This window comes from Phaeodactylibacter xiamenensis, from assembly GCF_000759025.1.
Taxonomy (GTDB): domain Bacteria; phylum Bacteroidota; class Bacteroidia; order Chitinophagales; family Saprospiraceae; genus Phaeodactylibacter; species Phaeodactylibacter xiamenensis.
In genome coordinates, this window is the sequence record NZ_JPOS01000010.1 from 172,344 (window position 1) to 192,711 (window position 20,368).

A 20,368-nucleotide genomic window follows, 5' to 3' on the forward strand; every position below is an offset into this window, starting at 1 on the left:
TAAATGGATGACCAGGATGCATCAAATCTATCAAATTTGGCTGATTACTCTTAAAAGATTCCAGTCTAGAGTTAATTGGAAATTATATACTCTCTCTTTAATGCCATAAAGATACGATCACCTCACATGCCTGATACGATTTGATACGAAAATATTCGATTTTGATACGATCTGGTACCCAACAAAGTGGTCGCCTACTAGCGTTGACAGCCAGCACGGGGAACGATAGATATTCGCCCGGAGGCTTAACCCACAATAAAAATAGGCAATCCCTCCCAGAATCAGGTATGCTTTTCGATGAAGGCCTTCAAATATCCGGTCACGGTTTTGGGCTGCTCAATAACAACGGCATGCCCTGCCCCGGGAATTTCCATGTAGGTGGCATTGGGGATATGCGCTTCCATGATGCGGCTGTAGGCCGGGGTCTTGAGCACATCGCTACCGGCTCCGATGAGTAAAGTCGGGCAGGAAATCGCGCCGAGCGACTCCGGCGACATGTGAAAGCCCAAAAAGGCATCGCACAAGCGCACGAAGCTGGTAAAAAAGTCCTCGGGTAACTTCGCAAATTCCGCCCTCCGGCTATCGAAGAAGGTGCCGGTACGTTCTAAAAAATCCCCACTGTAAGAACAGGTTGCCACAGCATCGTAGAGCAATCCGCGGTCCACCTCAGCCAGGTCGCGCCAAAGCCGGACCTGACGCTTAAGCAGCGCATCAGACCAGGGCACGGATGCAATAACAGAAAGGGACTGCACCCGCTCCGGAAAGGCTTTCGCAAACAGTAGCCCTACCTCGCCTCCGTAGGACGTTCCAATAAGATGGCAGCGCTCCAGCTCCAATGCATCCAGCAAAGCCTTTAAGTCGGCAAGGTGGCCTGCCATTGACCAGTCTTCCGGAAACACTTTACTGCTGTACAATTGCCCCCGGAAGTCATGCAACAGGCAAGGGTATATTTTGGAAAGCGGGCCGGATTGCCCCTTCCAGGACCGCAGGTTCATCAGAATACCGTTGAGGAAGACCAGCGGGGCACCGTCTCCATCGGGCTGCCAGTCATAGGCCAGCCGGCTGCCATCAGACAGGGGCAGGTTTTCCATACCGGGCATTATTGTTTTTTGCTCAGCGTGCCGTCTTCACCCAGAATCAGAGGCGACTCGGGGAAGTCTGCGGCGTTGAGGCGCTGCAGGGTCTTGATCGCCCGGTTTTGGGCGTCTACTTTAGGGCCGTGGTTGTAGCTTTGGTAGACCGGCGTAACTTTGCCGCCCACAAACTTCCCTTCCGCATCCACCTCGACTTGCACCAGAGGGGCAATCCCGGCTTCTCCCCGAAGGTTGAAGCGGCCATAGGTGCAAAAGTTACCGAGGCTGTAGCAAATCAGACGGTCATTGTACAGCTCCATCGCACGGGTCACATGAGGCCCATGCCCAAAGATGATATCCGCACCGGCATCCACCATAGCGTGGGCAAATTCGTATACGTTGCCGCGGTTCTCACCGTAGTAGGTCTCGCGGGCGCGTGGAACATGCTGATGCTTGGCGCCTTCCGCTCCCCCATGGAAGGAAACGATGACCACATCGCATTCGGCTTCGAGTTTGCCCACGATTTCCCGGGCTTTGGCGTAGTTGTGAATGCTTACCGTGCCTGAGTTGGGCGCAAAAGCCGCCATGCCCACCTTGAGCCCGTTCCGCTCAATGATAGCGTACTCGTCTGAGCCAGCCAGACCAGCATAGGCAATACCCACCTCATCCAGTACTGCCTTGGTGCGATTACGGCCCGTCAGCCCAAAGTCGCCGGAGTGGTTATTGGCAATACTGAGGAAGTCGAAACCCGCCTTTTGAAAGTGCTCCGCGTAGCTCTCCGGAGAGCGGAACACATAGCAGGCTTTCGGGTTGTTGCAGCGCTTGGCGGTGCCGCCCTCATCCAGGATAGTGCCCTCCAGGTTGCCGAAGGTGACATCGGCATCCCTGAGCAAATCTTCCACATGCGCCAGCATCGTTGCGCCGCCCTGTGGGGGCAGATAGGAGGCTGACGGATAATTGGTACCGAGCATCATATCCCCTACCCCAACAAAGGTATAGGTGGATGGCGCAACAGGTGCCTGCACAGCCTGTGCGGTATCCGCCGGTATCGTATCCTGAACCACCTTGGCCAAGGTAGCCCTGCTTTCTGCATTCGTATTCGCTTCTGCCTGACAGCTGCTCAGCATCAAAAAAGCGAGCAGTGTCATAATCTGATGTGGTGCAAAGCAAAAAAGACCTCCTGAACGGAAGCCTTTTTTGCGGCCAGATGATAATCGTGCCATTAAGTATATTTTCCTGATTGTTTAATCAAATGATTGGTTTGGCATTTCCGCCGCACGGACCAGCTCCTGATACTCCTCAGGCGTCAATCCATCCATACAATAGTGAATAGGGTTGACTTTTTCGCCATTCACCGTAACTTCATAGTGGCAGTGAGGCGCTGTAGATGCGCCTGTATTGCCCACCAGACCGATCTGATCACCGCGTACCACCATATCGCCCTCCTTGACATCAATGCGCTTCATGTGCGCATAGAGCGTTTGATATCCGTAGCCGTGGTCAATGATCACCCGGTTGCCGTATCCGGTGCCCCGCCCGGCTTTGATCACTTTACCTGCACCGGTAGCCTGAATTGGAGTACCTTTTGGTGCTGTAAAGTCGATACCATAGTGCATCTTGGGTATTTTGTAGATCGGATGGATGCGCCGTCCAAAACCAGAAAGCAAGCCAACCTTGCGTGCCAGCTTATCAGAACGGACAGGCTTGATAGAAGGAATAGCGGCAAGCATTTTTTCCTTCTCTTTAGCCATATTAAGGATAGTATCGAGGGAGCGGGACTGAAGGTCGAGCTGACGCTTCAGCATGTCCACATCCTGAGAAACTTCAGCCATAAGATCTCCTGTAGAAAACTGACGAAGGTTCTCGTACTTATCGTGACCGCCAACGCCGCCTTCCCAAACCCCATCATCGATAGGGTCCATTCCGAAGACCATGCGGTGCGCATAAGCATCGCGCTCCTGTACGCCATTGAGGACAGTACGAAGCTGTCCCAATTCTTCCTGCAGTTCCTTGTAATTTTCCTCCATGAACTTGATCTCCTGCCGGAGCGCCCGTTCCTGTGGGGAAGGCAGCCATTTATCAGCTGCTACTTTGAGGAAAAATGCAGCAACAACGACTGCACAAGTAAACCCTAGCCATCTCAACACTTTCTGCGTCGTCGTCTCCTCTACTTTTTCGTATCGGAGCGTCTGCGTGTTGTAAACAAATTTTTCTTTTCCCATGCGTGTTATGTCTTAGCCAAATGAAACCAAAAGTCAGTTGTCAAATCCAATGCCATGCCGGCACTTTTTTGAGTAAATAGTTACTGAAATTTAGGTTCCCCCCGCAAGCACACTTTGTGTTCCCTCCAAAAGTGGCTTAACGTAGCTTGTGTTCGTTCTCAGTTCCCGGTTCAGCTTTTACCGGGCAGCGCCAAATGTAACTGCCACTTTTGGCATTACAAAACGTAGCAAACTACTTTTGCACTTTTTGTAATCAAAAAACGAAACCTTGACCCATGTGTTTACAAAATAATGAAACTCAATCCATGCAAAATACATGTCTCGAAGGGTAAATGGGGTTGAGTGTATATAGCAAATTGGGTAATCAGAGGATTGTTCATCCTGTTCATGGGTAGGATTCGGTTTTACCGATTCACAAATATGCGCAAACAACTTAGGAAATCCTTACTATTTAAGAATATTTAACATTTCCTTTTCCTGCAATAAATAGCCGTTCGGAGCTTTCCAAAACTGCAGACTTACTGCTATCTTCGCCCCTTCAAAAGCAAGAAATACATGACCGCACAAGAGATCAGACAGGCTTTTCTGGATTTTTTTGAATCGAAAGGGCATAAAATTGTCCCTTCAGCTCCTATCGTCAGCAAGGATGACCCGACCCTGATGTTTACTAATGCCGGGATGAATCAGTTCAAAGATTACTTCCTGGGCAACCAAACGCCCGAAGTGCCGCGTATTGCGGATACCCAAAAGTGTATGCGGGTGTCTGGTAAGCACAACGACCTCGAAGATGTGGGCCGCGATGGCACTCACCACACGATGTTCGAAATGCTGGGCAACTGGTCCTTCGGCGATTATTTCAAAAAGGAAGCCATCGCATGGTCATGGGAACTGCTAACCGAGGTCTACAACATCCCCAAAGAGAACCTCTACGCCACCGTCTTTGGGGGCGACGAGGAAGAGGGGCTGCCCGCCGATGAGGAGGCCAAGTCTTTCTGGCTGGAATACCTGCCGGAGGACCACATCCTCTACGGCAATAAAAAAGATAACTTCTGGGAGATGGGCGATACAGGTCCCTGTGGCCCCTGCTCCGAAATCCACATCGATCTGCGCAGCGATGCCCGCAAGGCAGAAGTACCGGGCCGGGACCTGGTGAATATGGACCACCCGGAAGTCATCGAAATCTGGAACAACGTCTTCATTCAGTTCAACCGAAAGGCCGATGGCTCACTGGAAAAACTGAAAGCCTCTCATGTCGATACCGGCATGGGCTTTGAGCGCCTCTGCATGGTGCTGCAGGGCAAGACAGTCACCTACGATACAGATGTCTTCACCCCCATCATCCGCAAAATCGAAGCACTGACCGGCAAAAAATACGGTGGCAGCTTTACCCCGGACGCCAAATCAGACATGGCGATGCGGGTGGTGGCCGACCACCTGCGGGCTGTGGCCTTCACTATTGCCGACGGGCAGTTGCCAAGCAATACCGGGGCGGGCTACGTTATCCGGCGCATCCTACGCCGGGCGGTACGGTACTACTATTCCTTCCTCGATGTGAATGCCCCAATGATCCATCAGCTACTGCCGGTAATGGTGGCCGAAATGGGTACTTTTTTCCCCGAACTTAAAGCGCAGCAGGGGCAGATTGCTAAAATCATTGAAGCAGAAGAAAAGACCTTCCTGAATACCCTCGAAAAAGGTATCAGCCGCTTCGAAAGCATTGAACCCAAAGACGGTGTCATTCATGGAGAAGATGCCTTCAGCCTTTACGATACCTACGGTTTCCCCATCGACCTTACCCGCCTGATGGCTGAGGAGCGGGACCTAAAAGTGGATGAAGCTGGCTTCGAAGCCGCACTCGCAGCCCAAAAAGCCCGCGCCCGCGCTGATGCTCACAAAAAAGTAGGCGACTGGCATATCGTCCGCGATGGCGAAGAGGTGGAGTTTGTAGGTTATGACCACCTGACGGTAGAGGACGCTCACGTTCTCAAATACCGAACTGTCGATATCAAGCAGAAGAAACAATTCCAGGTGGTCCTGAACCGCACCCCTTTCTACGCAGAGAGTGGCGGACAGGCAGGGGATACCGGCCTGCTCTTCTTCGGGGAAGAGAAGGTGCCGGTCATTGATACCCAAAAGGAAAACGAGCTGATCATTCACATCGTCAAAGCCTTCCCAGAGGATATGGAAGCGCCGGTACGTGCCGAGGTGAATACGATCAGGCGGCAGGCTACCGCGAGCAACCACTCCGCCGTACACCTTATGCACGCTGCCCTGCACGAAATCCTGGGCGAGCATGCACTGCAGAAAGGGCAGAACGTAGACGACAAACGCCTGCGCTTCGACTTTTCCCATTTCCAAAGTATGACAGCCGGGGAAGTACAGCAGGTGGAAGACCGCGTTAATGCGCAAATACGCCGCAACATTCAGCTGGAAGAAGAACGTGAGGTGCCTATCGAAGAGGCCAAAGCCTCCGGTGCGCTAATGCTATTCGGTGAAAAGTATGGAGAGAACGTCCGCATCATCACCTTCGACCGCGATTTCTCCCGGGAGCTTTGCGGAGGTACGCATGTAGCTGCCACTGGTGAGATCGGCCTCTTCAAAATATTGTCTGAAAGCGCCGTTGCTGCCGGGGTACGCCGTATCGAAGCGGTTACAGCCGACCACGCGGCGACCTACATCCAAAAGGAACTGGACGCCCTGCAGGACGTGCGCCAACTGCTGAAAAGCCCAAAGGATGTCGCCAAAAGTGTGGCCGCCCTTCAGGATGAAAACAAAGCCCTAAAAAAAGAGGTGGAGCGTCTGCGCACCGAACAAGCCAATGCCCTCAAAGGCGGGCTGAAGGAAAAGGTGGAAACCATTGGCGAGGTCAATTTCCTCAGCGCCAAACTGCCACTTGATGATGCCAATGCGATAAAAACCCTCGCCTACCAACTGGAGGAGGAGCTGGGCAATGCCTTCATCATCTTTGGAGCAGTAGCCAACAGCAAGCCACAGCTCACCATCGTCATTAGCAAATCATTGACGGAAAGCCACGGCCTGCATGCCGGGAATATGATCCGGGAGCTGGCCAAGGCTATCAAAGGTGGCGGAGGCGGACAGCCGTTCTTTGCTTCTGCGGGCGGTAAAGATGCCAATGGTTTGGACAAAGCATTGGCCAATGCCAGGGATTTGGTATTAGGTTAGGAAAGGCTGGAGGGCTAAGACTATGTTGGGAATATACCCGATAGAAAAGGGCAGCCACCAATCAATGGCAGCCGCCCCTCATCCTAGTCGCAAAAGCCAATTTAATCTTAGATACCGGCGAAATGTTTCACCAGGTCGCGAGTCGTGATAATGCCTGCCACCTTGGTGCCTTCCACTACCGGGAGGCACTGAATGCGGTGGCGCGCAAATAATTCTGCGGCTTTTTGAATGGAATTGGCCGGCGTTAAATAGACCGGGTTGCTCGTCATCAGGTCAGCAACGGTCAAAGATTGATCAAGGGGAATCGAGCCGTCGGGGCTGTTGAAAAGCCGGCGGCTAAAACCACGCATCACATCATTAGCACTGATGATACCAATCAGCTTGCCATCCTCATCGGTGACAGGCAGGTGGTGGATGTCCATTTCTGCAAAAAGGCGGGCTATTTCGGCAAAGGCCTGCCCGGGCTTCGCAAAAAGAACATTTCTGGTCATAATATCGCTTACTGCGACCGTTGATGTGATCATACGTTGTGCTTTTCGTTGTAGTGACTTTCAGAGGAGGCACCTTTACGGTTTTGTTCCCGCAGTGCCCAGTGGTCTGTAGAGGTAGTTTGCATCCACAGGTTGCCGGATTTGCGGAAGACTTGTACGTTGAGCCCGAAACGGTCCGCCATAAGCTGCTCGAAGGAAGCCACGGTCATAGATGGGTCGATTTCGAAATCCTCTTTATTATGTACCTCCCGCACAAACTTAAGCTTCAGGTCCGCATCAATCCGCTCTTTGACCGGCGAGCCCTGACCAGACTCGTGCGCCTGTTTGTAAAATTCAATTTTCAACCCCGGGAAAGTCCGGTGGAATTCGGCCTGAATATCACGTATGGTTTTGCTATCAGAAATGATCATGGCATTGACTTTTGCTGCACAGCCGGGCTGCGCCTGATTTGGTTGAATTTGGCTGAGGCTGAGGGAAAGGGCCGCCAAAATCTGATTTTGGCGGCCTCCCGAAAAACTAACCTCACTAAATAGATTCTTAATACCTGGTTAGGGTATGGTATGGTATCTTACTTGACCACAAGGGTCGGAATGTGCTCATTAATAGCCAGCAGCTTTTCTGTGACGCTACCGAGCAGGAGCAATTCGACTTTGGAGTGCCCTTTGGCGCCCATGACGATCATATCCGCCTCCTCTGCTGTAGCAAACTCCATCAGGTACTGGGCGATGCCCGGTGCTTCCTGCATGATGAGCTCGATGCGGATTTGCTCTTTTTGGTCCGGGAAATGCGTGTTCAGAAAAGCTTCGAAGGCTTCTTCGTGGTCTTTCCGCAGCATTTTTTCGAACTGTGCCCGGGTGCGCTGAATTTTGTATACGCTGAGGTTGGGCATCTCGTAGATGTTGACCGCAACAATTTCAGCGGGTGTTTCCAGGCTTTCGTTCAGGGCCAGCGCATTGCGCATAGCGTTGATGGAATGCGGCGAGAAGTCAATCGGTACCAGGATACGCTTGAGCTGTACCTTGGAACGATCGGGTACGATCAGGGTGTTGCCAGGTGCGCGGCGGGCCAGGTTCTTGGCCAAAATCCCGTGCCGGCTCACTCCGCTCTTCTGCCCGATGATGACCAAGTCAGCGTTCACATCCTTGGCATCTTCCAGCAGTTGCTCTAATGGGGAGCCTTCCTTGACATCGAATTCCACATGCATGCCTTCGTGCGTGCTCATCCGGGCACGAATCTCCCGGTCCATCTTTGTCACTACCTCATCGTTGATCTCGTAATTGCTGATCATGCCCTCCGCTTCGCGGCCCAGCATAGAATTCAGCACATCAAACCGAGGCAGCACATGCAGGAAATAAATCGCCCCGGTAGGCACCTGACCTGTCAGAAAGTCCAGGTACTCCAGGGTTTTGTTGTCCGTACTTCCCAGCTCCAGGGCAAGCATCCCCTGCCGAATCTGGAAAGGTTCTATTTTTTGGCTTTTGCTTGTACTCATTGTGGCTTGGCTTAAGGACATCATAATGGTTAGGTATTTTCACTACCCCAAATGTAGACTTCACCCACCTTAGTTGCGATGATAATAATCAAAGCCACATGATGACTTTTATCAAATGGCTGTACATTTGCCGCAAAGGCATCAAGCATGGACCTGATTTACGCACTGGATATCGTGGGGACTTTTGTCTTTGCCATTAGCGGAATGCTAACGGCAGCCAATAAGCGGTTTGACCTGTTTGGCGGGTTTGTCATCGCTTTTATCACCGCGGTAGGTGGCGGCAGTGTGCGGGACATGCTCATCGGAGCGACGCCGGTGGGCTGGATGCAGGACCTCAACTACCTTATCGCCATCGGTTGCGGGGCTTCCTTTGGTTATCTTTTCCAGCCTTATATCTACAAGCTTAGGCGTACGATGTTTCTATTCGACACCATCGGGATTGGCTTGTTTACCATTTTAGGGCTGACCAAAACGCTTGACTTTGGTATATCGCCGGTCATCGCCGTGATGATGGGCACGGTGTCTGCCGTATTCGGCGGGGTCATTCGTGATACGCTTTGCAATGTGGAGCCGCTGATTTTCAGAAGTGAGATTTACGCCACGGCTTGTCTGGCAGGTGCAGTGCTTTTCCTCATCCTCCGGCAGACTGGTCTGCCCTACGACTACAGCGTGATGAGCACCGTACTGTTCATCATTGCCCTTCGCATCGTAGCGGTCCGCTATCACTGGGGCTTACCGGAAGCGGGACGGACGTCTAACCCTTCTAAAGAAAGCTGAAAAGAAAAGGCCTTCTACTTTTCCGAAGGCCGCCGGAACAACTCCGGCAGCATCAGCCCCAGCCCCACCATAATAGAGACATCGGCAAAATTAAAAATGCCGGTGCGCAGGTTGGGGAAGCCCATATTCATAAAATCGACAACCTGATTGTAGAGAAGCCGGTCGTACACATTACTGATGCCGCCGCCCAGGATAAAGGCAAAGGCTAGGATTTGCAGCTTGGTCAAATTTGGGGAGAACAGTGTATACCCCAGCAGCCCGATCAGAAGCAGAACAGGCAGGACTTTCAGCCCCCAATACCGCAGTTGCTCCGACATATCAGCACCAAGGCTGAGGAAAGCCCCCCGGTTCTCTACAAAGGAGAGGCGGAAGAAATCGCCCAGGTAGGAAATCTGCCCGGCGCCCATGAGTTGCTCCCGGGCCATGCTTTTGGTAACCTGATCGAGCACGATATTGGCAATCACTACGCCCAGCACGAGCGCTATCCGTTTGCCATCTACAGTGAAGTTCATCATTAGTATTCGGTTTTATCAGTTTTGCGGGCCCAAAGCTCCATAGCTTTCAGGCTTTCATTGCGCATGCACTGCTGTGTGGGAATACGGCGCTCTTCCATGGGCCGGTTAAGCTCTTCGTAAATCATTCCGTCATCAAAGCCTACTGCGCTTGCATCGTGCCGCGTACAGGCATAGACCATACGGGCCGGACGTGCCCAGTAGATAGCGCCCAGGCACATGGGGCAGGGCTCGCAGGAAGTGTACAGGGTACAGCCGTCAAGCTGAAAACTGCCCAGGTGCGCACAGGCATCCCGGATTGCCACCACCTCAGCGTGAGCAGTAGGGTCTGCATCAGCCAGCACCCGGTTTTGCCCCCTGCCGATAATGACGCCATCTTTAACCACCACCGCACCAAAGGGGCCACCCAGGCCTTGCTCCACCCCTGCCTTGGCCAGTGCTATGGCAACGCTCATAAAGTCCTGATCCTCCATACCGGATTTTTGCCTGCAAGATACGATTTACGCAGGGAGATGGAAATTGGTATATTTAGGCCAACGAACATCCAACGAAAAATGACACAACCTTTCTTTACCAACGATGCGGTGATTCTCGGGCTGCTCATCAGTGTGCTGGCCCTGGTTTTTGTGACTTCTGCCAGCGAAAAACCGGGCTGGAAGAAATTCTATACCTACGTGCCCCCGCTTTTGCTGTGTTACTTCCTCCCAGCCTTGCTACACTGGCCACTTGGGCTGATTGCTCCTTCGTGGTATGATCTTGGGGCTATGGCAGAGCACTTCCGTGACAGCGGTATTGCCCCCAACCTCACAGAAAATGCCAGCTGGAGCACCCTCAAACAGATTATTACCGATCAAAATATCCCGAAGGAAGACCTGAAAAAGTTCGTGGTTAAATCACAGCTTTACTTTGTAGCTTCCCGCTATCTGCTGCCAGCCAGTCTGGTGCTGTTGTGCCTGGGTATTGACTTCAAGGGCATTTTGAACCTTGGCCCAAAGGCACTTATCATGTTTGTAGCAGCTACCTTTGGCATTATACTCGGCGGCCCTATTGCACTGCTGCTCATCGTTAATGTCTTCCCTGACCTCATCCCGGTCACGAACGACGAGCTCTGGCGGGGATTGTCTACGGTAGCAGGTAGCTGGATCGGCGGTGGTGCCAACCAAACGGCCATGAAAGAGATTTTTGATGTAAAAGACAACCTCTTTGCTTCCATGATTGTGGTGGACGTTGTGGTAGCCAATATCTGGATGGGCTTCCTGCTCTACGGGGCCAGCATTTCGGATAAGCTGGACCGCCGCCTCAAAGCAGACAATAGCGCTATCACCGACCTCAAGCAGCGCGTTTCTGACTATCAGGCGAGTGTGGCAAAGATTCCTTCCACTACGGAGACCTTTGTGTTGCTCGCAGTAAGCTTCGGAGGAGTCGCACTGGCACACTGGGGCGCTGATGTAATCGTACCCTGGGTCAGCCAATTCAAAGCAGCGCTGGAAGCCGCCCGGATGAACTCCCTCATGTCAGGATTCTTCTGGCTGATTGTTATTGCCACTACCATGGGCCTGGTGTTATCCTTTTCCAATGCCAGAAAACTGGAGGGCGTTGGGGCTTCACGCTGGGGTAGTGTGTTCATCTACATCCTGGTAGCAACTATAGGTATGAAAATGAACCTGGGCGAGGTGCTTCAAAACCTGGGGCTTTTTGCTATCGGTATCGTTTGGATGCTCATTCACGTATCGACGCTGCTCATAACGGCCAAAATCATCCGGGCTCCTTTCTTCTTCGTAGCGGTGGGCAGTCAGGCGAACGTGGGCGGTGCCGCTTCTGCGCCAATTGTAGCTTCTGCCTTCAGCCCGGCTCTTGCCCCTGTGGGTGTACTAATGGCGGTGCTGGGGTATGCGTTGGGTACTTACGGAGCTTTGATCTGTGCCTTTTTAATGCAATCCGTAGCCGTGGGCTAGCCACAACCGTCCAGCTTTACATTTTATGCAACGAAAAGACACTTTTACCTTATAAAACACCAAAGCTTGTCCTCTTCTTTTGAAATTTTCAAAAACTCACCACATATCGCGGGCTTTATTGGCATATTACCAATAAAGCCCGCTTAATTTTGATTCCGTTCTATTTATTTTTATTTTTTCTTATCAAATTTGCAATAAAACAAAGCTTACCTTAGATTTGTATTATCGAAAGCAGCAAAAGCGTTGCAAATTTTCAAAAATACTGTGAGGTGGCGAAACTGGCAGCCGCGCCCTCCCGTCTCGGGGGTGGAGATTATGGGATTAGCCCCCGGGCAAAACCACTCCGTGCAGGTTCGAATCCTGCCCTTACAGCAATTCAGGCGCTAAATGCAGCGCTTTGGTTTTTCTCAATACTGTGAGGTGGCGAAACTGGCAGCCGCGCCCTCCCGTCTCGGGGGTGGAGATTATGGGACTAGCCCCCGGGCAAAACCACTCCGTGCAGGTTCGAATCCTGCCCTTACAGCAATTCAGGCGCTAAATGCAGCGCTTTGGTTTTTCTCAATACTGTGAGGTGGCGAAACTGGCAGCCGCGCCCTCCCGTCTCGGGGGTGGAGATTATGGGATTAGCCCCCGGGCAAAACCACTCCGTGCAGGTTCGAATCCTGCCCTTACAGCAATTCAGGCGCTAAATGCAGCGCTTTGGTCTTTCTCAATACTGTGAGGTGGCGAAACTGGCAGCCGCGCCCTCCCGTCTCGGGGGTGGAGATTATGGGACTAGCCCCCGGGCAAAACCACTCCGTGCAGGTTCGAGTCCTGCCCTTACAGCAATCAAGGCGCTAAATGCAGCGCTTTTGTTTTCTCAATACTGTGAGGTGGCGAAACTGGCAGCCGCGCCCTCCCGTCTCGGGGGTGGAGATTATGGGACTAGCCTCCGGGCAAAACCACTCCGTGCAGGTTCGAGCACGAAGTACATGGAGCTTAGCGGAATAATCCTGCCCTTACAGCAATATCTTCATCTGTCATTCCCCTTTACCTAAATTTACAACAGGCACTTAACGCAAAAAAGCCGCTCCCTTTGGAAGCGGCTTTATTTTTTATCGTGGTGCCTTCGGTTTAGCTTCCGAAGTCGTCAAATGCGATGTTCTCCTCAGGTACACCAAGGTCATCAAGCATTTTCATTGCAGCCTGCAGCATGAGCGGCGGACCACAAAGGTAGTACTCAATTTCTTCCGGCTCCGGATGGTCCTTCAGGTAGTTATCATATAGCACCTGGTGGATGAAGCCGAGGTAGCCGTCACCTGATTTATCGTTAATGTCTTCTTTGACTTTCCACTTATCTACCTCGTTAGCCACTTTAGTATCAGAAAGGGCGATATGGTAGCTGAAGTTATCATACTCCTGCTCAATTTCGCGGAAGTCCTGCGTGTAGAAGAGCTCGCGCTTGGAACGGCCACCGTACCAGTAAGATACTTTACGGTCTTTTGTCTTTAGCGTGTGGAAAAGGTGGAAGATGTGCGACCGCAGCGGTGCCATTCCTGCACCACCACCGATATAGACCATTTCCTTTTTAGTCGGCTTGATAAAGAACTCGCCGTAAGGACCAGAGACCACTACCTTATCGCCTGGCTTCTGATTGAAAACGTAAGAAGAGCAAACACCAGGATTAACCTGCATCCAGGTATTATTTTTACGGTCCCATGGCGGTGTCGCAATACGGATATTCAGCATCACGATGTTGCCCTCTGCCGGGTGGTTGGCCATAGAGTAGGCGCGGAACTGTTCCTCATCATTCTTCATTTTGAGGTCCCACATCTTGAAGTTGTCCCACTCTTCCTGATACTCATCAGGAGCTTTATCAGTCATCCGCGGGTGAGCGGTGATGTCAAAATCCTTGAAATTAACCTCTACTTTAGGCACATCAATCTGAATGTATCCACCCGATTCGAAATCAAGTGTTTCTCCTTCAGGAAGGCGAACGACGAACTCCTTAATAAAAGAAGCAACGTTGTAGTTAGAGACCACTTCACATTCCCACTTCTTAATACCAAAGATTTCTTCAGGGATGCGGATACGCATATCCTGACGGACCTTCACCTGACATGCAAGGCGCTTGTTTTCAGCTACTTCCCGGCGGGTAAGGTGGTTAAGTTCAGTAGGCAGGACATCTCCCCCACCTTCGTCTATGTGGCATTCACACATGGCACAAGTGCCACCTCCACCGCAAGCGGAAGGCAGGAATATGCTTTTATCAGACAGGGCGCCCAACAGGGACGATCCTGGCTTTACCAGCATTGGATTCTCTTCATCGCCATTCACGATGATCTTAACGTCACCCTGAGGGACAAGACGCTTACGCGCAGCGATCAACATGAAAGACAGTGCCAGAATCACAAGGCTGAACACAACTACAGCAAATACGATCGTGGTCATTCTATCTTAGGTTTTGTATCTGTTAAATTGAACTCCTGACAGTCCTAAAGATAACTACAGCTTTTGAAAGTTGTTGTCATCGTACCGTCAGTCCAGCCAATGGCTTAGCCATTAGTGGTGAAAGCGGCCGGGTCAATACCCATAAGGCTCATAAAGGCGATACCCATCAGCCCGGTCAGGATGAAAGCCATACCCAGGCCACGCAGTGCAGGCGGCACATTGGAGTAGCGGATTTTCTCACGGATGGCAGCAATCGCGATGATCGCCAGGAACCAGCCGAAGCCACCGCCCAAGCCGAACGCTACTGCATTAGACAGATTGTACTCCCGGGATACCATAAAGAGGGAACCACCAAGGATGGCACAATTTACCGTAATCAGCGGGAGGAAAATTCCCAGGGCGCTGTAAAGTGATGGGGAGTACTTCTCCACCACCATTTCTACCAGCTGCACCATTGAGGCGATTACTGCAATGAAGAGGATAAAGCGCAGGAACGTGAGGTCAATGCCCAGCAATCCTGACTCGCTCAGCAGGTACTCGCTGATCAGCCAGTTGATCGGCATCGTGATACCCAGTACGAAAATTACGGCCAGTCCAAGACCAAACGCCGTTTGCACACTCTTTGACACGGCCAGGTAAGAACACATGCCCAGGAAGTAAGCCAGGACCAGGTTCTCGATGAAAGCCGCTTTGAGAAAAGTATTTAGAAATTCCATTGTTACTCTTTGTTAATGGTTTGCGTTTGGTGAATTAGGATACATCAACGAGTTTGGTGTTGTAGCTACGCTGAATCCAGATCATGATGCCGATGATAAACATAGCCGAAGCCGGCAGTACCATCAGGTTGTTATTGGCGTACCAGCCAAACAGCATGCTGTCTGTCGTATTCACCAGGTAATCAGCAGTTGGGCCAATAATTTTCAGCTCAATCGGGCTACCGGCAAACAGGCTGCCTTTGCCAAACAGTTCACGCACCACACCTACTGCCACCAGAATCACACCGTAGCCCAGGCCATTGCCCACACCATCGAGGAAAGAACGCCACGGCTTGTTTGCCATGGAGAAAGCTTCCAGGCGGCCCATTACGATACAGTTGGTGATGATCAGACCGATATAAACAGACAATTGCTTGTAGACCGGATAGTTCAGGTACTTCAGGGTCAGCTCCACCACCGTCACCAACGAGGCGATAATGACCAGCTGAACAATCATACGTACCGACTTGGGAATGTAATTCCGCAACAGCGAAGTGAACAAGCTGGAAAAAGCAGTAACGAAAATTACCGCAATGGCCATCACGAGTGAAGGGTAAACCAGAGAGGTTACCGCCAGGGCAGAACAAATGCCCAGTACCTGCACGGTGATTGGGTTGTTGTCGTTGAGTGGGTCGGTGAGCAGCTTGCGCTCTTTTTTGCCAAACTGAAATACCGACTCTTTCTCTTTTACAGCAGTCTCAGCCATTGTTTTCTTGTTTTTATGTGAGGCGGTGAGCCAAAGCCCACCGGTTTAGATTTTTGATTAATTCAGCAGGAAGCTCTCTTGCTTTACCTTATCTATGTAAGGCTGATAGTACTGCAGGCCGCGGTAGAGCATTTCGCTCACGCCGTCAGCAGTAACGGTAGCACCAGAGATACCATCCACTTCGTGCTTAGGGTCGCGGGCACCACCTTTACGCACTTTGATAGAAACATAGTCTCCATCTGCTTCGTAAATTTCCTTGCCCTCAAACTGCGCGGCAAACGAAGGATTGTCCTTGATTTCTGCACCAAGGCCAGGCGTTTCACCCTTGTGGTCAAAGGTAGCTCCTGCGATGGTATTGAGGTCGCTTTTCAGTGCAACACTGCCCCAGATCTCATCCCACAGCCCGTTTCCACGAACAGAAAGGATGTAAAACTTCTGTCCATCCTGCTCATAAACGTAAACAGGCAGGCGGCGTTCTGCTTCCGGCTTTTTCCGTTCTTTTGCCATATCGATACTTTCAGCTTTCACACCCTCAATGATGTTACCTTCCATATCTACAACCGGCTGCTCCATCTCCGCAAACAGTTCGAGGACCTGTTCATCTGAGAGGTCTGCCACTTTTTGGCCGTTTGGCAGGTAGTCCTGCACTGCCGTCAGGATGGCACGCTTGTTAAAGATGTCCTCATTCGTAGCCGACTGTGCTTTGGTCGCCTCTCGTAATCCGGTAAGGCTAACCGCTACCGTTGCGGTAAGAATGAGGATGAATATGACTACATATTTTGTTGACTCCATGAGTACTTATTCTTTTGGTTTAGAGAAACATTAAGCTTGTGCCGGAGCGGTAGCAGGTGCCGGCGCATCTGGTGTTTCTGACTTCATTGTGGCTTTGATCCGTTTTGCACGGCGGTTGATATTGGCCTGCAGTACGTAGTGGTCGATTAGTGGAGCAAAAACGTTCATGAACAGAATCGCCAGCATCCACCCTTCCGGATAAGCCGGGTTGAGCACCCGTACGATCATACCGACGAAACCAATGAGGAAACCGTAAATCCACTTACCTGTTGCTGTAGACGAAGCCGTAACCGGATCCGTTGCCATAAATGCCATAGCAAACAGGAAGCTACCCATGTAGAACTGATAGTACCAGGGAACTTCCATGAATTCGGTTGCGCCCCATGCGTTGAGCAATAACGCCATTACCGCTGCACCAAAGACCATGGAGACCATGATCTTCCAGTCCGCAATCTTCGTAATGATCAGGAACAAAGCTCCAACGATAATGAGTGGCTTAGAGCTTTCGCCAATAGAACCCGGGATCGTACCCCAGAGCATTTGCCCGGTCGTATAGGTCTGTGTTACAGCATCCCAGCCTTCTTTAGAGGCAATAGCCAGTGGCGTTGCCCCCGTGTAGCCATCCACTACAGCTGAACCTCCGGCACCAAAGGTGGCGAGCCCGAGGCTTGCGAAGATGTTGTCAAAAAAGCCATACACTGCACCGTAGGCCTGACCGAAGTAACCGCCTTCGGCAGCCTTCTCGATACCTGCAATCCACACCTCATCACCTGAGATGTAGGTTGGGTAAGCGAAAAAGACGAATACACGCGCCAGCAGGGCTATGTTGAGAATATTCATACCCGTACCACCGAAAGCTTCTTTGCCAATCCATACGGCAAAAGCTACGGATACTGCCAGGATCCACAGTGGAATATCCGGTGGCATAATGAGCGGAATCAGTGCACCGGAGACGAGGAAACCCTCTTCAATACCGTGCCCTTTCTTGTAGGCATAATAGAATTCAATACCCAGGCCTACTACGTGCGTCACTACGAAGATCGGGATGATCTTGATCAAACCGTAGATCAGCTTGAGGTGAACGCCCTGCAGGAAGCCGGTGTACTCACCCAGTGCCACAAAGTGCTGATGCCCAATATTGTAAGTACCAAACAGGTAGAGGACCTGCAAAGCCAGTACAACGTGTACCATCTGCCGCTTCAGGTCCATACCATCGCGGATGTGGACACCATCCTTAGTTGTAAAGTTAGGCGTGAAGGCAAAAGTGAAGAAGCCATCATAAACCGTGTGCAAAAGCGGAGACTTTTCCTTATCCGGCTCGATGTTCTTGAGTACTTTTAATAATGCGTTTTTCATATCTCTATTATCGTGAGATTTTCAATTCAAGTTAACTAATGCTTAGGCTTGTTCGCGCATAGTGTCCAGCCCCTGACGCAGGATCTGCTGCACCGGTTGCTTGGAAACACATACAAATTCACAAAGTGCCACATCCTCTTCAACGAGTTCAGGCAGCCCCAGCCCCTCCATCTTCTCAAAGTCGCCGATGAGAATCGACTTCATGAGTTCCTGAGGGTAAAGGTCCATCGGTAATACACTTTCATAGTTACCGGTCACCACAAAAGCGCGGCGCTCACCATGCGTATTGGTCTCGGCTTTGAACTTCATATCCGGCACCAGTGCCGATGGGAAAGTAGTGGAAATACTTGGCGTATTGAAACTCGGCAGCAACCAACCGAAGAGAGCGTAGTCGTCTCCCTCTTCCACGACCGTGATTTGGTCATCATAGAAATCGAGGAAACCGTTGAGTTCCTTGCGCTTACCAGAAAGCACATCACCGGAGATAAAACGCACATGGTCGTTCGCCAGGTTATCCTTCAGCAGGTCCTCAATTTTGGCGCCCACTTTGGTCTTGACGTAAAGCGGCTTTTTAAGCTCTGCCCCAGTCAGCGCCACCACGCGTTCTGCGTTGTAACGTTGCTCAGTGAAGATTTTGCCCAGCGTGAGCACCTCCTGCACACCCAGCGTCCAAACCTTGGCACTAAGGCTGATCGGCTTGGTGTGGTGGATTTGCACACCTACGTTACCGGCAGGGTGCTTACCATGGAACCAGCGTTGCTTCACGCCTCTGGCTTCTGTAAAAGCTTTGGCAGGAGCAGTATCACCGCCTGCATTCAGGCCGAGATAGACACTTCCGCTCGTCAGCTTAGCCAATACATCAAGGCCCTTCTGAAAAGCAGCTTCCTGCCCCTCAACAATAAAGTCGAGATTCGGCGCAAGCGGAGCCGTATCAAAAGTCGAGATGTAAATATCCCGGGGCACCTCGTTGTAATCCGCAACCACATTGAACGGGCGCTGACGGAAGAGCGTCCAGGCACCCGCATCCAGCAGATACTCTACCAGCTGATCACGGTTGCTGTTGTCCAGATCAAAAGCAGACAGCTCCCGGTACTGCTGCTCCTTGTCTGCAAGAATAGTCACTGCAGTAATGGCACGCTTGGCGCCACGCTCAATAGCAATCACCTCACCGCTGACCGGTGCCACCCACTTCATTTCGGGGCGGTTCTTATCGAAAAACAAGTGATCGCCTGCCTTAACCTCTGCACCTTCTTCCACTACCATTTTAGGAATTGGAGAGATACCCAGGAAGTTGGTAGGCTGCACAGCGAAAGTCATCGCTTGTACAGATTCGTCAAGCTTAAGCTCAGCTTCACCTTCCAGCGCGATGTCATGACCACGGCGCAGGTACGTCACCGGAGTATCTTCGTCCAGGAAGGCAGGCTTTTTAGGCTTAAACAAGCGGCCAAGGAAACCATCATTTCCAGTACCAACTTCACCGCTATCCTCGTCAATGCCCAGCTGCTTGGCTTCAATAGCCAGCAAGTTGTTGGACACCTGAATGATGAGGAAGAAGAAAATCAGCACAGCGATAGCGATCAGGGAATAGGTCAGCACGGAACCAAATCCATTACCTCCGGACCCTGCCTGCGCCCAGCTAGTTGTGTAGGCGCCCATCGCCAGAATGAGCAGAATGCCTTTGCTTACTGTTTGTTTCATTCTTATTTATTCATTAATGAGGTAGTTTTTTCTACCCTAAAATTACTTACAGGCTTTTCAAAAACACCGCAAATATAGGAACCTTTTACCATAAAGAAGAAGCTGACATTTGCTTTAGTTTATTTAAGGCAATTATTTAGATTTGTTCTAAATAAATTAGCTATCCCCTTTATTATCAATAGGTTACAAATTGACTCACAGCAGTCTTCCTGCCAGCAAGAGCCACATATCTTCCTGTGTGATCAAAAACACTAAATCTTTTGCCCTATAGACTTATCGAGTTTTCGATTTGTTCATGGCTGTGCTGTTTCTCCCAGGATTTTTGCCAGCTTGCCCAGGCTACAACAGCGATTGCCGTATAAACAACCATCAGCAGACTAAACAAATAGGCTTCCCGGCTGAAATACAACCCTATATATATGGTGTCGATCACCACCCAATATGCCCAGTTGTCGAGGTAACGCTGAACGAGCAACAGAGTGGCAAGTATCGAAAACACCGTGGTAAAGGCGTCCCAGTAGGTCGCCGCAGCAGGAGTATACTGATCAAAGAAATAACCAAATGCAATAGACAGCAAAGTCCCTCCTGCCAGATATGGCAGATGCTCCTTCCAGGATAAGCGCCGAATCGGGGCCTTTGTGCTCCCCTCGCCTCCGTAACGCCAGTTGTAAATCCCGACAAAACCCATAACAACGTAGAATACCTGCAAAATGGCATCCAGGTAAAGCTCGTAAAAAGCATAGGATGCATACGCCCACAAGCTACAGCTGATGATGCCCCAAAACCAGCACCAAACCTTCTCCCGTGCGGCCAATACGATATAGAAGAGGGCTGTTATAGTCGCTGCCCAGTCTACCCAGCTCAGTACGCCTGCTTCCTTCATTATGTCTTGCATCATCCCACAAAGGTAAAATAAAAGTGGCAGG

18 protein-coding genes and 4 tRNA genes are annotated in these 20,368 nt (G+C 51.1%); 7 read left to right on the forward strand and 15 right to left on the reverse strand.

From position 1 onward, the window contains the following. Positions 1-281 precede the first annotated feature (281 nt). Genes IX84_RS03120 through IX84_RS03130 form a run of 3 tightly spaced genes read right to left on the reverse strand, consistent with a single transcriptional unit; the run spans position 282 to position 3,295 of the window. Positions 282-1,091, reverse strand: coding sequence for an alpha/beta fold hydrolase (locus IX84_RS03120; RefSeq protein WP_160213635.1), 810 nt, complete (start codon positions 1,089-1,091; stop codon positions 282-284). An 8-nt stretch (positions 1,092-1,099) separates the two neighbouring features. Beyond that, positions 1,100-2,296 carry a CapA family protein gene (locus IX84_RS03125; protein WP_202965199.1) on the reverse strand — a complete coding sequence of 399 codons (1,197 nt, stop codon included), beginning with the start codon at positions 2,294-2,296 and terminating at the stop codon, positions 1,100-1,102. Positions 2,297-2,317: 21 nt separating this feature from the next. Further along, positions 2,318-3,295 carry a M23 family metallopeptidase gene (locus IX84_RS03130; RefSeq protein WP_044216462.1) on the reverse strand — a complete coding sequence of 326 codons (978 nt, stop codon included), beginning with the start codon at positions 3,293-3,295 and terminating at the stop codon, positions 2,318-2,320. Between the two features lie 555 nt (positions 3,296-3,850). On the opposite strand from IX84_RS03130, the gene alaS reads away from it, so the two are divergent. Then, complete coding sequence (alaS, locus tag IX84_RS03135; RefSeq protein ID WP_044216463.1) at positions 3,851-6,478, forward strand: alanine--tRNA ligase; 2,628 nt, start codon at positions 3,851-3,853, stop codon at positions 6,476-6,478. A gap of 107 nt (positions 6,479-6,585) precedes the next feature. Here the strand turns inward: alaS and IX84_RS03140 are convergent, their stop codons facing one another. The 3 genes from IX84_RS03140 to IX84_RS03150 all read right to left on the reverse strand — a co-directional run bounded on the left by IX84_RS03140 (position 6,586) and on the right by IX84_RS03150 (position 8,461). Next, complete coding sequence (locus IX84_RS03140; RefSeq protein ID WP_044216464.1) at positions 6,586-7,002, reverse strand: CBS domain-containing protein; 417 nt, start codon at positions 7,000-7,002, stop codon at positions 6,586-6,588. Beyond that, the gene (locus tag IX84_RS03145; protein WP_152604901.1) at positions 6,999-7,379 is read right to left on the reverse strand and encodes a hypothetical protein; all 381 of its coding nucleotides are present in this window, start codon (positions 7,377-7,379) and stop codon (positions 6,999-7,001) included. Before IX84_RS03145 ends, IX84_RS03140 begins: the two co-directional genes overlap by 4 nt. A gap of 158 nt (positions 7,380-7,537) precedes the next feature. Continuing rightward, a complete protein-coding gene (locus tag IX84_RS03150) occupies positions 7,538-8,461 on the reverse strand; it encodes a universal stress protein (RefSeq protein ID WP_160213637.1) in 924 nt (307 codons plus the stop codon). Positions 8,462-8,608: 147 nt separating this feature from the next. Between IX84_RS03150 and IX84_RS03155 the strand changes: the two genes are divergently transcribed. After that, positions 8,609-9,238, forward strand: coding sequence for a trimeric intracellular cation channel family protein (locus tag IX84_RS03155; protein ID WP_044216468.1), 630 nt, complete (start codon positions 8,609-8,611; stop codon positions 9,236-9,238). A gap of 14 nt (positions 9,239-9,252) precedes the next feature. On the opposite strand, the gene lspA is transcribed toward IX84_RS03155, so the two are convergent. Beyond that, the gene (lspA, locus tag IX84_RS03160) at positions 9,253-9,753 is read right to left on the reverse strand and encodes a signal peptidase II (protein ID WP_052515727.1); all 501 of its coding nucleotides are present in this window, start codon (positions 9,751-9,753) and stop codon (positions 9,253-9,255) included. Next, entirely contained in the window at positions 9,753-10,223 is a 471-nt protein-coding gene (locus IX84_RS03165; RefSeq protein WP_044216469.1) for a nucleoside deaminase, read from the reverse strand. The genes lspA and IX84_RS03165 overlap by 1 nt, the downstream gene beginning before the upstream one ends. Positions 10,224-10,304: 81 nt before the next feature. Between IX84_RS03165 and IX84_RS03170 the strand changes: the two genes are divergently transcribed. The 5 genes from IX84_RS03170 (at position 10,305) to IX84_RS32790 (ending at position 12,530) form a co-directional block, all read left to right on the forward strand. Then, positions 10,305-11,705 (forward strand): DUF819 family protein, encoded by a 1,401-nt coding sequence (locus tag IX84_RS03170; protein WP_044216471.1) that lies wholly within the window; start codon positions 10,305-10,307, stop codon positions 11,703-11,705. Positions 11,706-11,968: 263 nt separating this feature from the next. Further along, a tRNA-Asp gene (locus IX84_RS32775) sits at positions 11,969-12,077 on the forward strand. A gap of 42 nt (positions 12,078-12,119) precedes the next feature. Then, a tRNA-Asp gene (locus IX84_RS32780) sits at positions 12,120-12,228 on the forward strand. A 42-nt stretch (positions 12,229-12,270) separates the two neighbouring features. Then, a tRNA-Asp gene (locus IX84_RS32785) sits at positions 12,271-12,379 on the forward strand. Positions 12,380-12,421: 42 nt separating this feature from the next. Next, positions 12,422-12,530 (forward strand) — tRNA-Asp (locus IX84_RS32790). 288 nt (positions 12,531-12,818) lie between these two features. On the opposite strand, the gene nqrF is transcribed toward IX84_RS32790, so the two are convergent. The 7 genes from nqrF to pnuC all read right to left on the reverse strand — a co-directional run bounded on the left by nqrF (position 12,819) and on the right by pnuC (position 20,340). Next, a complete protein-coding gene (nqrF, locus tag IX84_RS03180) occupies positions 12,819-14,135 on the reverse strand; it encodes an NADH:ubiquinone reductase (Na(+)-transporting) subunit F (protein ID WP_044216474.1) in 1,317 nt (438 codons plus the stop codon). 104 nt (positions 14,136-14,239) lie between these two features. Continuing rightward, complete coding sequence (gene nqrE, locus IX84_RS03185) at positions 14,240-14,851, reverse strand: NADH:ubiquinone reductase (Na(+)-transporting) subunit E (protein WP_044148961.1); 612 nt, start codon at positions 14,849-14,851, stop codon at positions 14,240-14,242. A gap of 34 nt (positions 14,852-14,885) precedes the next feature. Then, positions 14,886-15,596: an NADH:ubiquinone reductase (Na(+)-transporting) subunit D gene (locus tag IX84_RS03190; protein WP_044148960.1), complete on the reverse strand. Its 711-nt coding sequence runs from the start codon at positions 15,594-15,596 to the stop codon at positions 14,886-14,888. A 57-nt stretch (positions 15,597-15,653) separates the two neighbouring features. Further along, entirely contained in the window at positions 15,654-16,388 is a 735-nt protein-coding gene (gene nqrC / locus IX84_RS03195) for an NADH:ubiquinone reductase (Na(+)-transporting) subunit C (protein ID WP_044216476.1), read from the reverse strand. Positions 16,389-16,418: 30 nt separating this feature from the next. Beyond that, positions 16,419-17,744 carry an NADH:ubiquinone reductase (Na(+)-transporting) subunit B gene (locus IX84_RS03200; RefSeq protein ID WP_044216478.1) on the reverse strand — a complete coding sequence of 442 codons (1,326 nt, stop codon included), beginning with the start codon at positions 17,742-17,744 and terminating at the stop codon, positions 16,419-16,421. 42 nt (positions 17,745-17,786) lie between these two features. Then, positions 17,787-19,442 (reverse strand): Na(+)-translocating NADH-quinone reductase subunit A, encoded by a 1,656-nt coding sequence (locus IX84_RS03205; protein WP_052515728.1) that lies wholly within the window; start codon positions 19,440-19,442, stop codon positions 17,787-17,789. Positions 19,443-19,707: 265 nt separating this feature from the next. Then, on the reverse strand, positions 19,708-20,340 hold the full coding sequence (gene pnuC / locus IX84_RS03210; protein ID WP_160213638.1) for a nicotinamide riboside transporter PnuC: 633 nt from the start codon (positions 20,338-20,340) through the stop codon (positions 19,708-19,710). Positions 20,341-20,368: the final 28 nt, after the last annotated feature.

What these genes read in the sequence shown, in the direction of transcription:
- alaS (WP_044216463.1), top strand. Translation starts at nt 3,851, where the DNA reads ATGACCGCACAAGAGATCAGACAGGCTTTTCTGGATTTTTTTGAATCG.
- IX84_RS03125 (WP_202965199.1), bottom strand. Translation starts at nt 2,296, where the DNA reads ATGGCACGATTATCATCTGGCCGCAAAAAAGGCTTCCGTTCAGGAGGT.
- IX84_RS03140 (WP_044216464.1), bottom strand. Translation starts at nt 7,002, where the DNA reads ATGATCACATCAACGGTCGCAGTAAGCGATATTATGACCAGAAATGTT.
- IX84_RS03155 (WP_044216468.1), top strand. Translation starts at nt 8,609, where the DNA reads ATGGACCTGATTTACGCACTGGATATCGTGGGGACTTTTGTCTTTGCC.
- pnuC (WP_160213638.1), bottom strand. Translation starts at nt 20,340, where the DNA reads ATGATGCAAGACATAATGAAGGAAGCAGGCGTACTGAGCTGGGTAGAC.
- lspA (WP_052515727.1), bottom strand. Translation starts at nt 9,753, where the DNA reads ATGATGAACTTCACTGTAGATGGCAAACGGATAGCGCTCGTGCTGGGC.
- IX84_RS03190 (WP_044148960.1), bottom strand. Translation starts at nt 15,596, where the DNA reads ATGGCTGAGACTGCTGTAAAAGAGAAAGAGTCGGTATTTCAGTTTGGC.
- IX84_RS03150 (WP_160213637.1), bottom strand. Translation starts at nt 8,461, where the DNA reads ATGAGTACAAGCAAAAGCCAAAAAATAGAACCTTTCCAGATTCGGCAG.
- IX84_RS03200 (WP_044216478.1), bottom strand. Translation starts at nt 17,744, where the DNA reads ATGAAAAACGCATTATTAAAAGTACTCAAGAACATCGAGCCGGATAAG.
- IX84_RS03205 (WP_052515728.1), bottom strand. Translation starts at nt 19,442, where the DNA reads ATGAAACAAACAGTAAGCAAAGGCATTCTGCTCATTCTGGCGATGGGC.
- IX84_RS03165 (WP_044216469.1), bottom strand. Translation starts at nt 10,223, where the DNA reads ATGGAGGATCAGGACTTTATGAGCGTTGCCATAGCACTGGCCAAGGCA.
- IX84_RS03130 (WP_044216462.1), bottom strand. Translation starts at nt 3,295, where the DNA reads ATGGGAAAAGAAAAATTTGTTTACAACACGCAGACGCTCCGATACGAA.
- nqrC (WP_044216476.1), bottom strand. Translation starts at nt 16,388, where the DNA reads ATGGAGTCAACAAAATATGTAGTCATATTCATCCTCATTCTTACCGCA.
- nqrE (WP_044148961.1), bottom strand. Translation starts at nt 14,851, where the DNA reads ATGGAATTTCTAAATACTTTTCTCAAAGCGGCTTTCATCGAGAACCTG.
- IX84_RS03120 (WP_160213635.1), bottom strand. Translation starts at nt 1,091, where the DNA reads ATGGAAAACCTGCCCCTGTCTGATGGCAGCCGGCTGGCCTATGACTGG.
- IX84_RS03170 (WP_044216471.1), top strand. Translation starts at nt 10,305, where the DNA reads ATGACACAACCTTTCTTTACCAACGATGCGGTGATTCTCGGGCTGCTC.
- nqrF (WP_044216474.1), bottom strand. Translation starts at nt 14,135, where the DNA reads ATGACCACGATCGTATTTGCTGTAGTTGTGTTCAGCCTTGTGATTCTG.
- IX84_RS03145 (WP_152604901.1), bottom strand. Translation starts at nt 7,379, where the DNA reads ATGATCATTTCTGATAGCAAAACCATACGTGATATTCAGGCCGAATTC.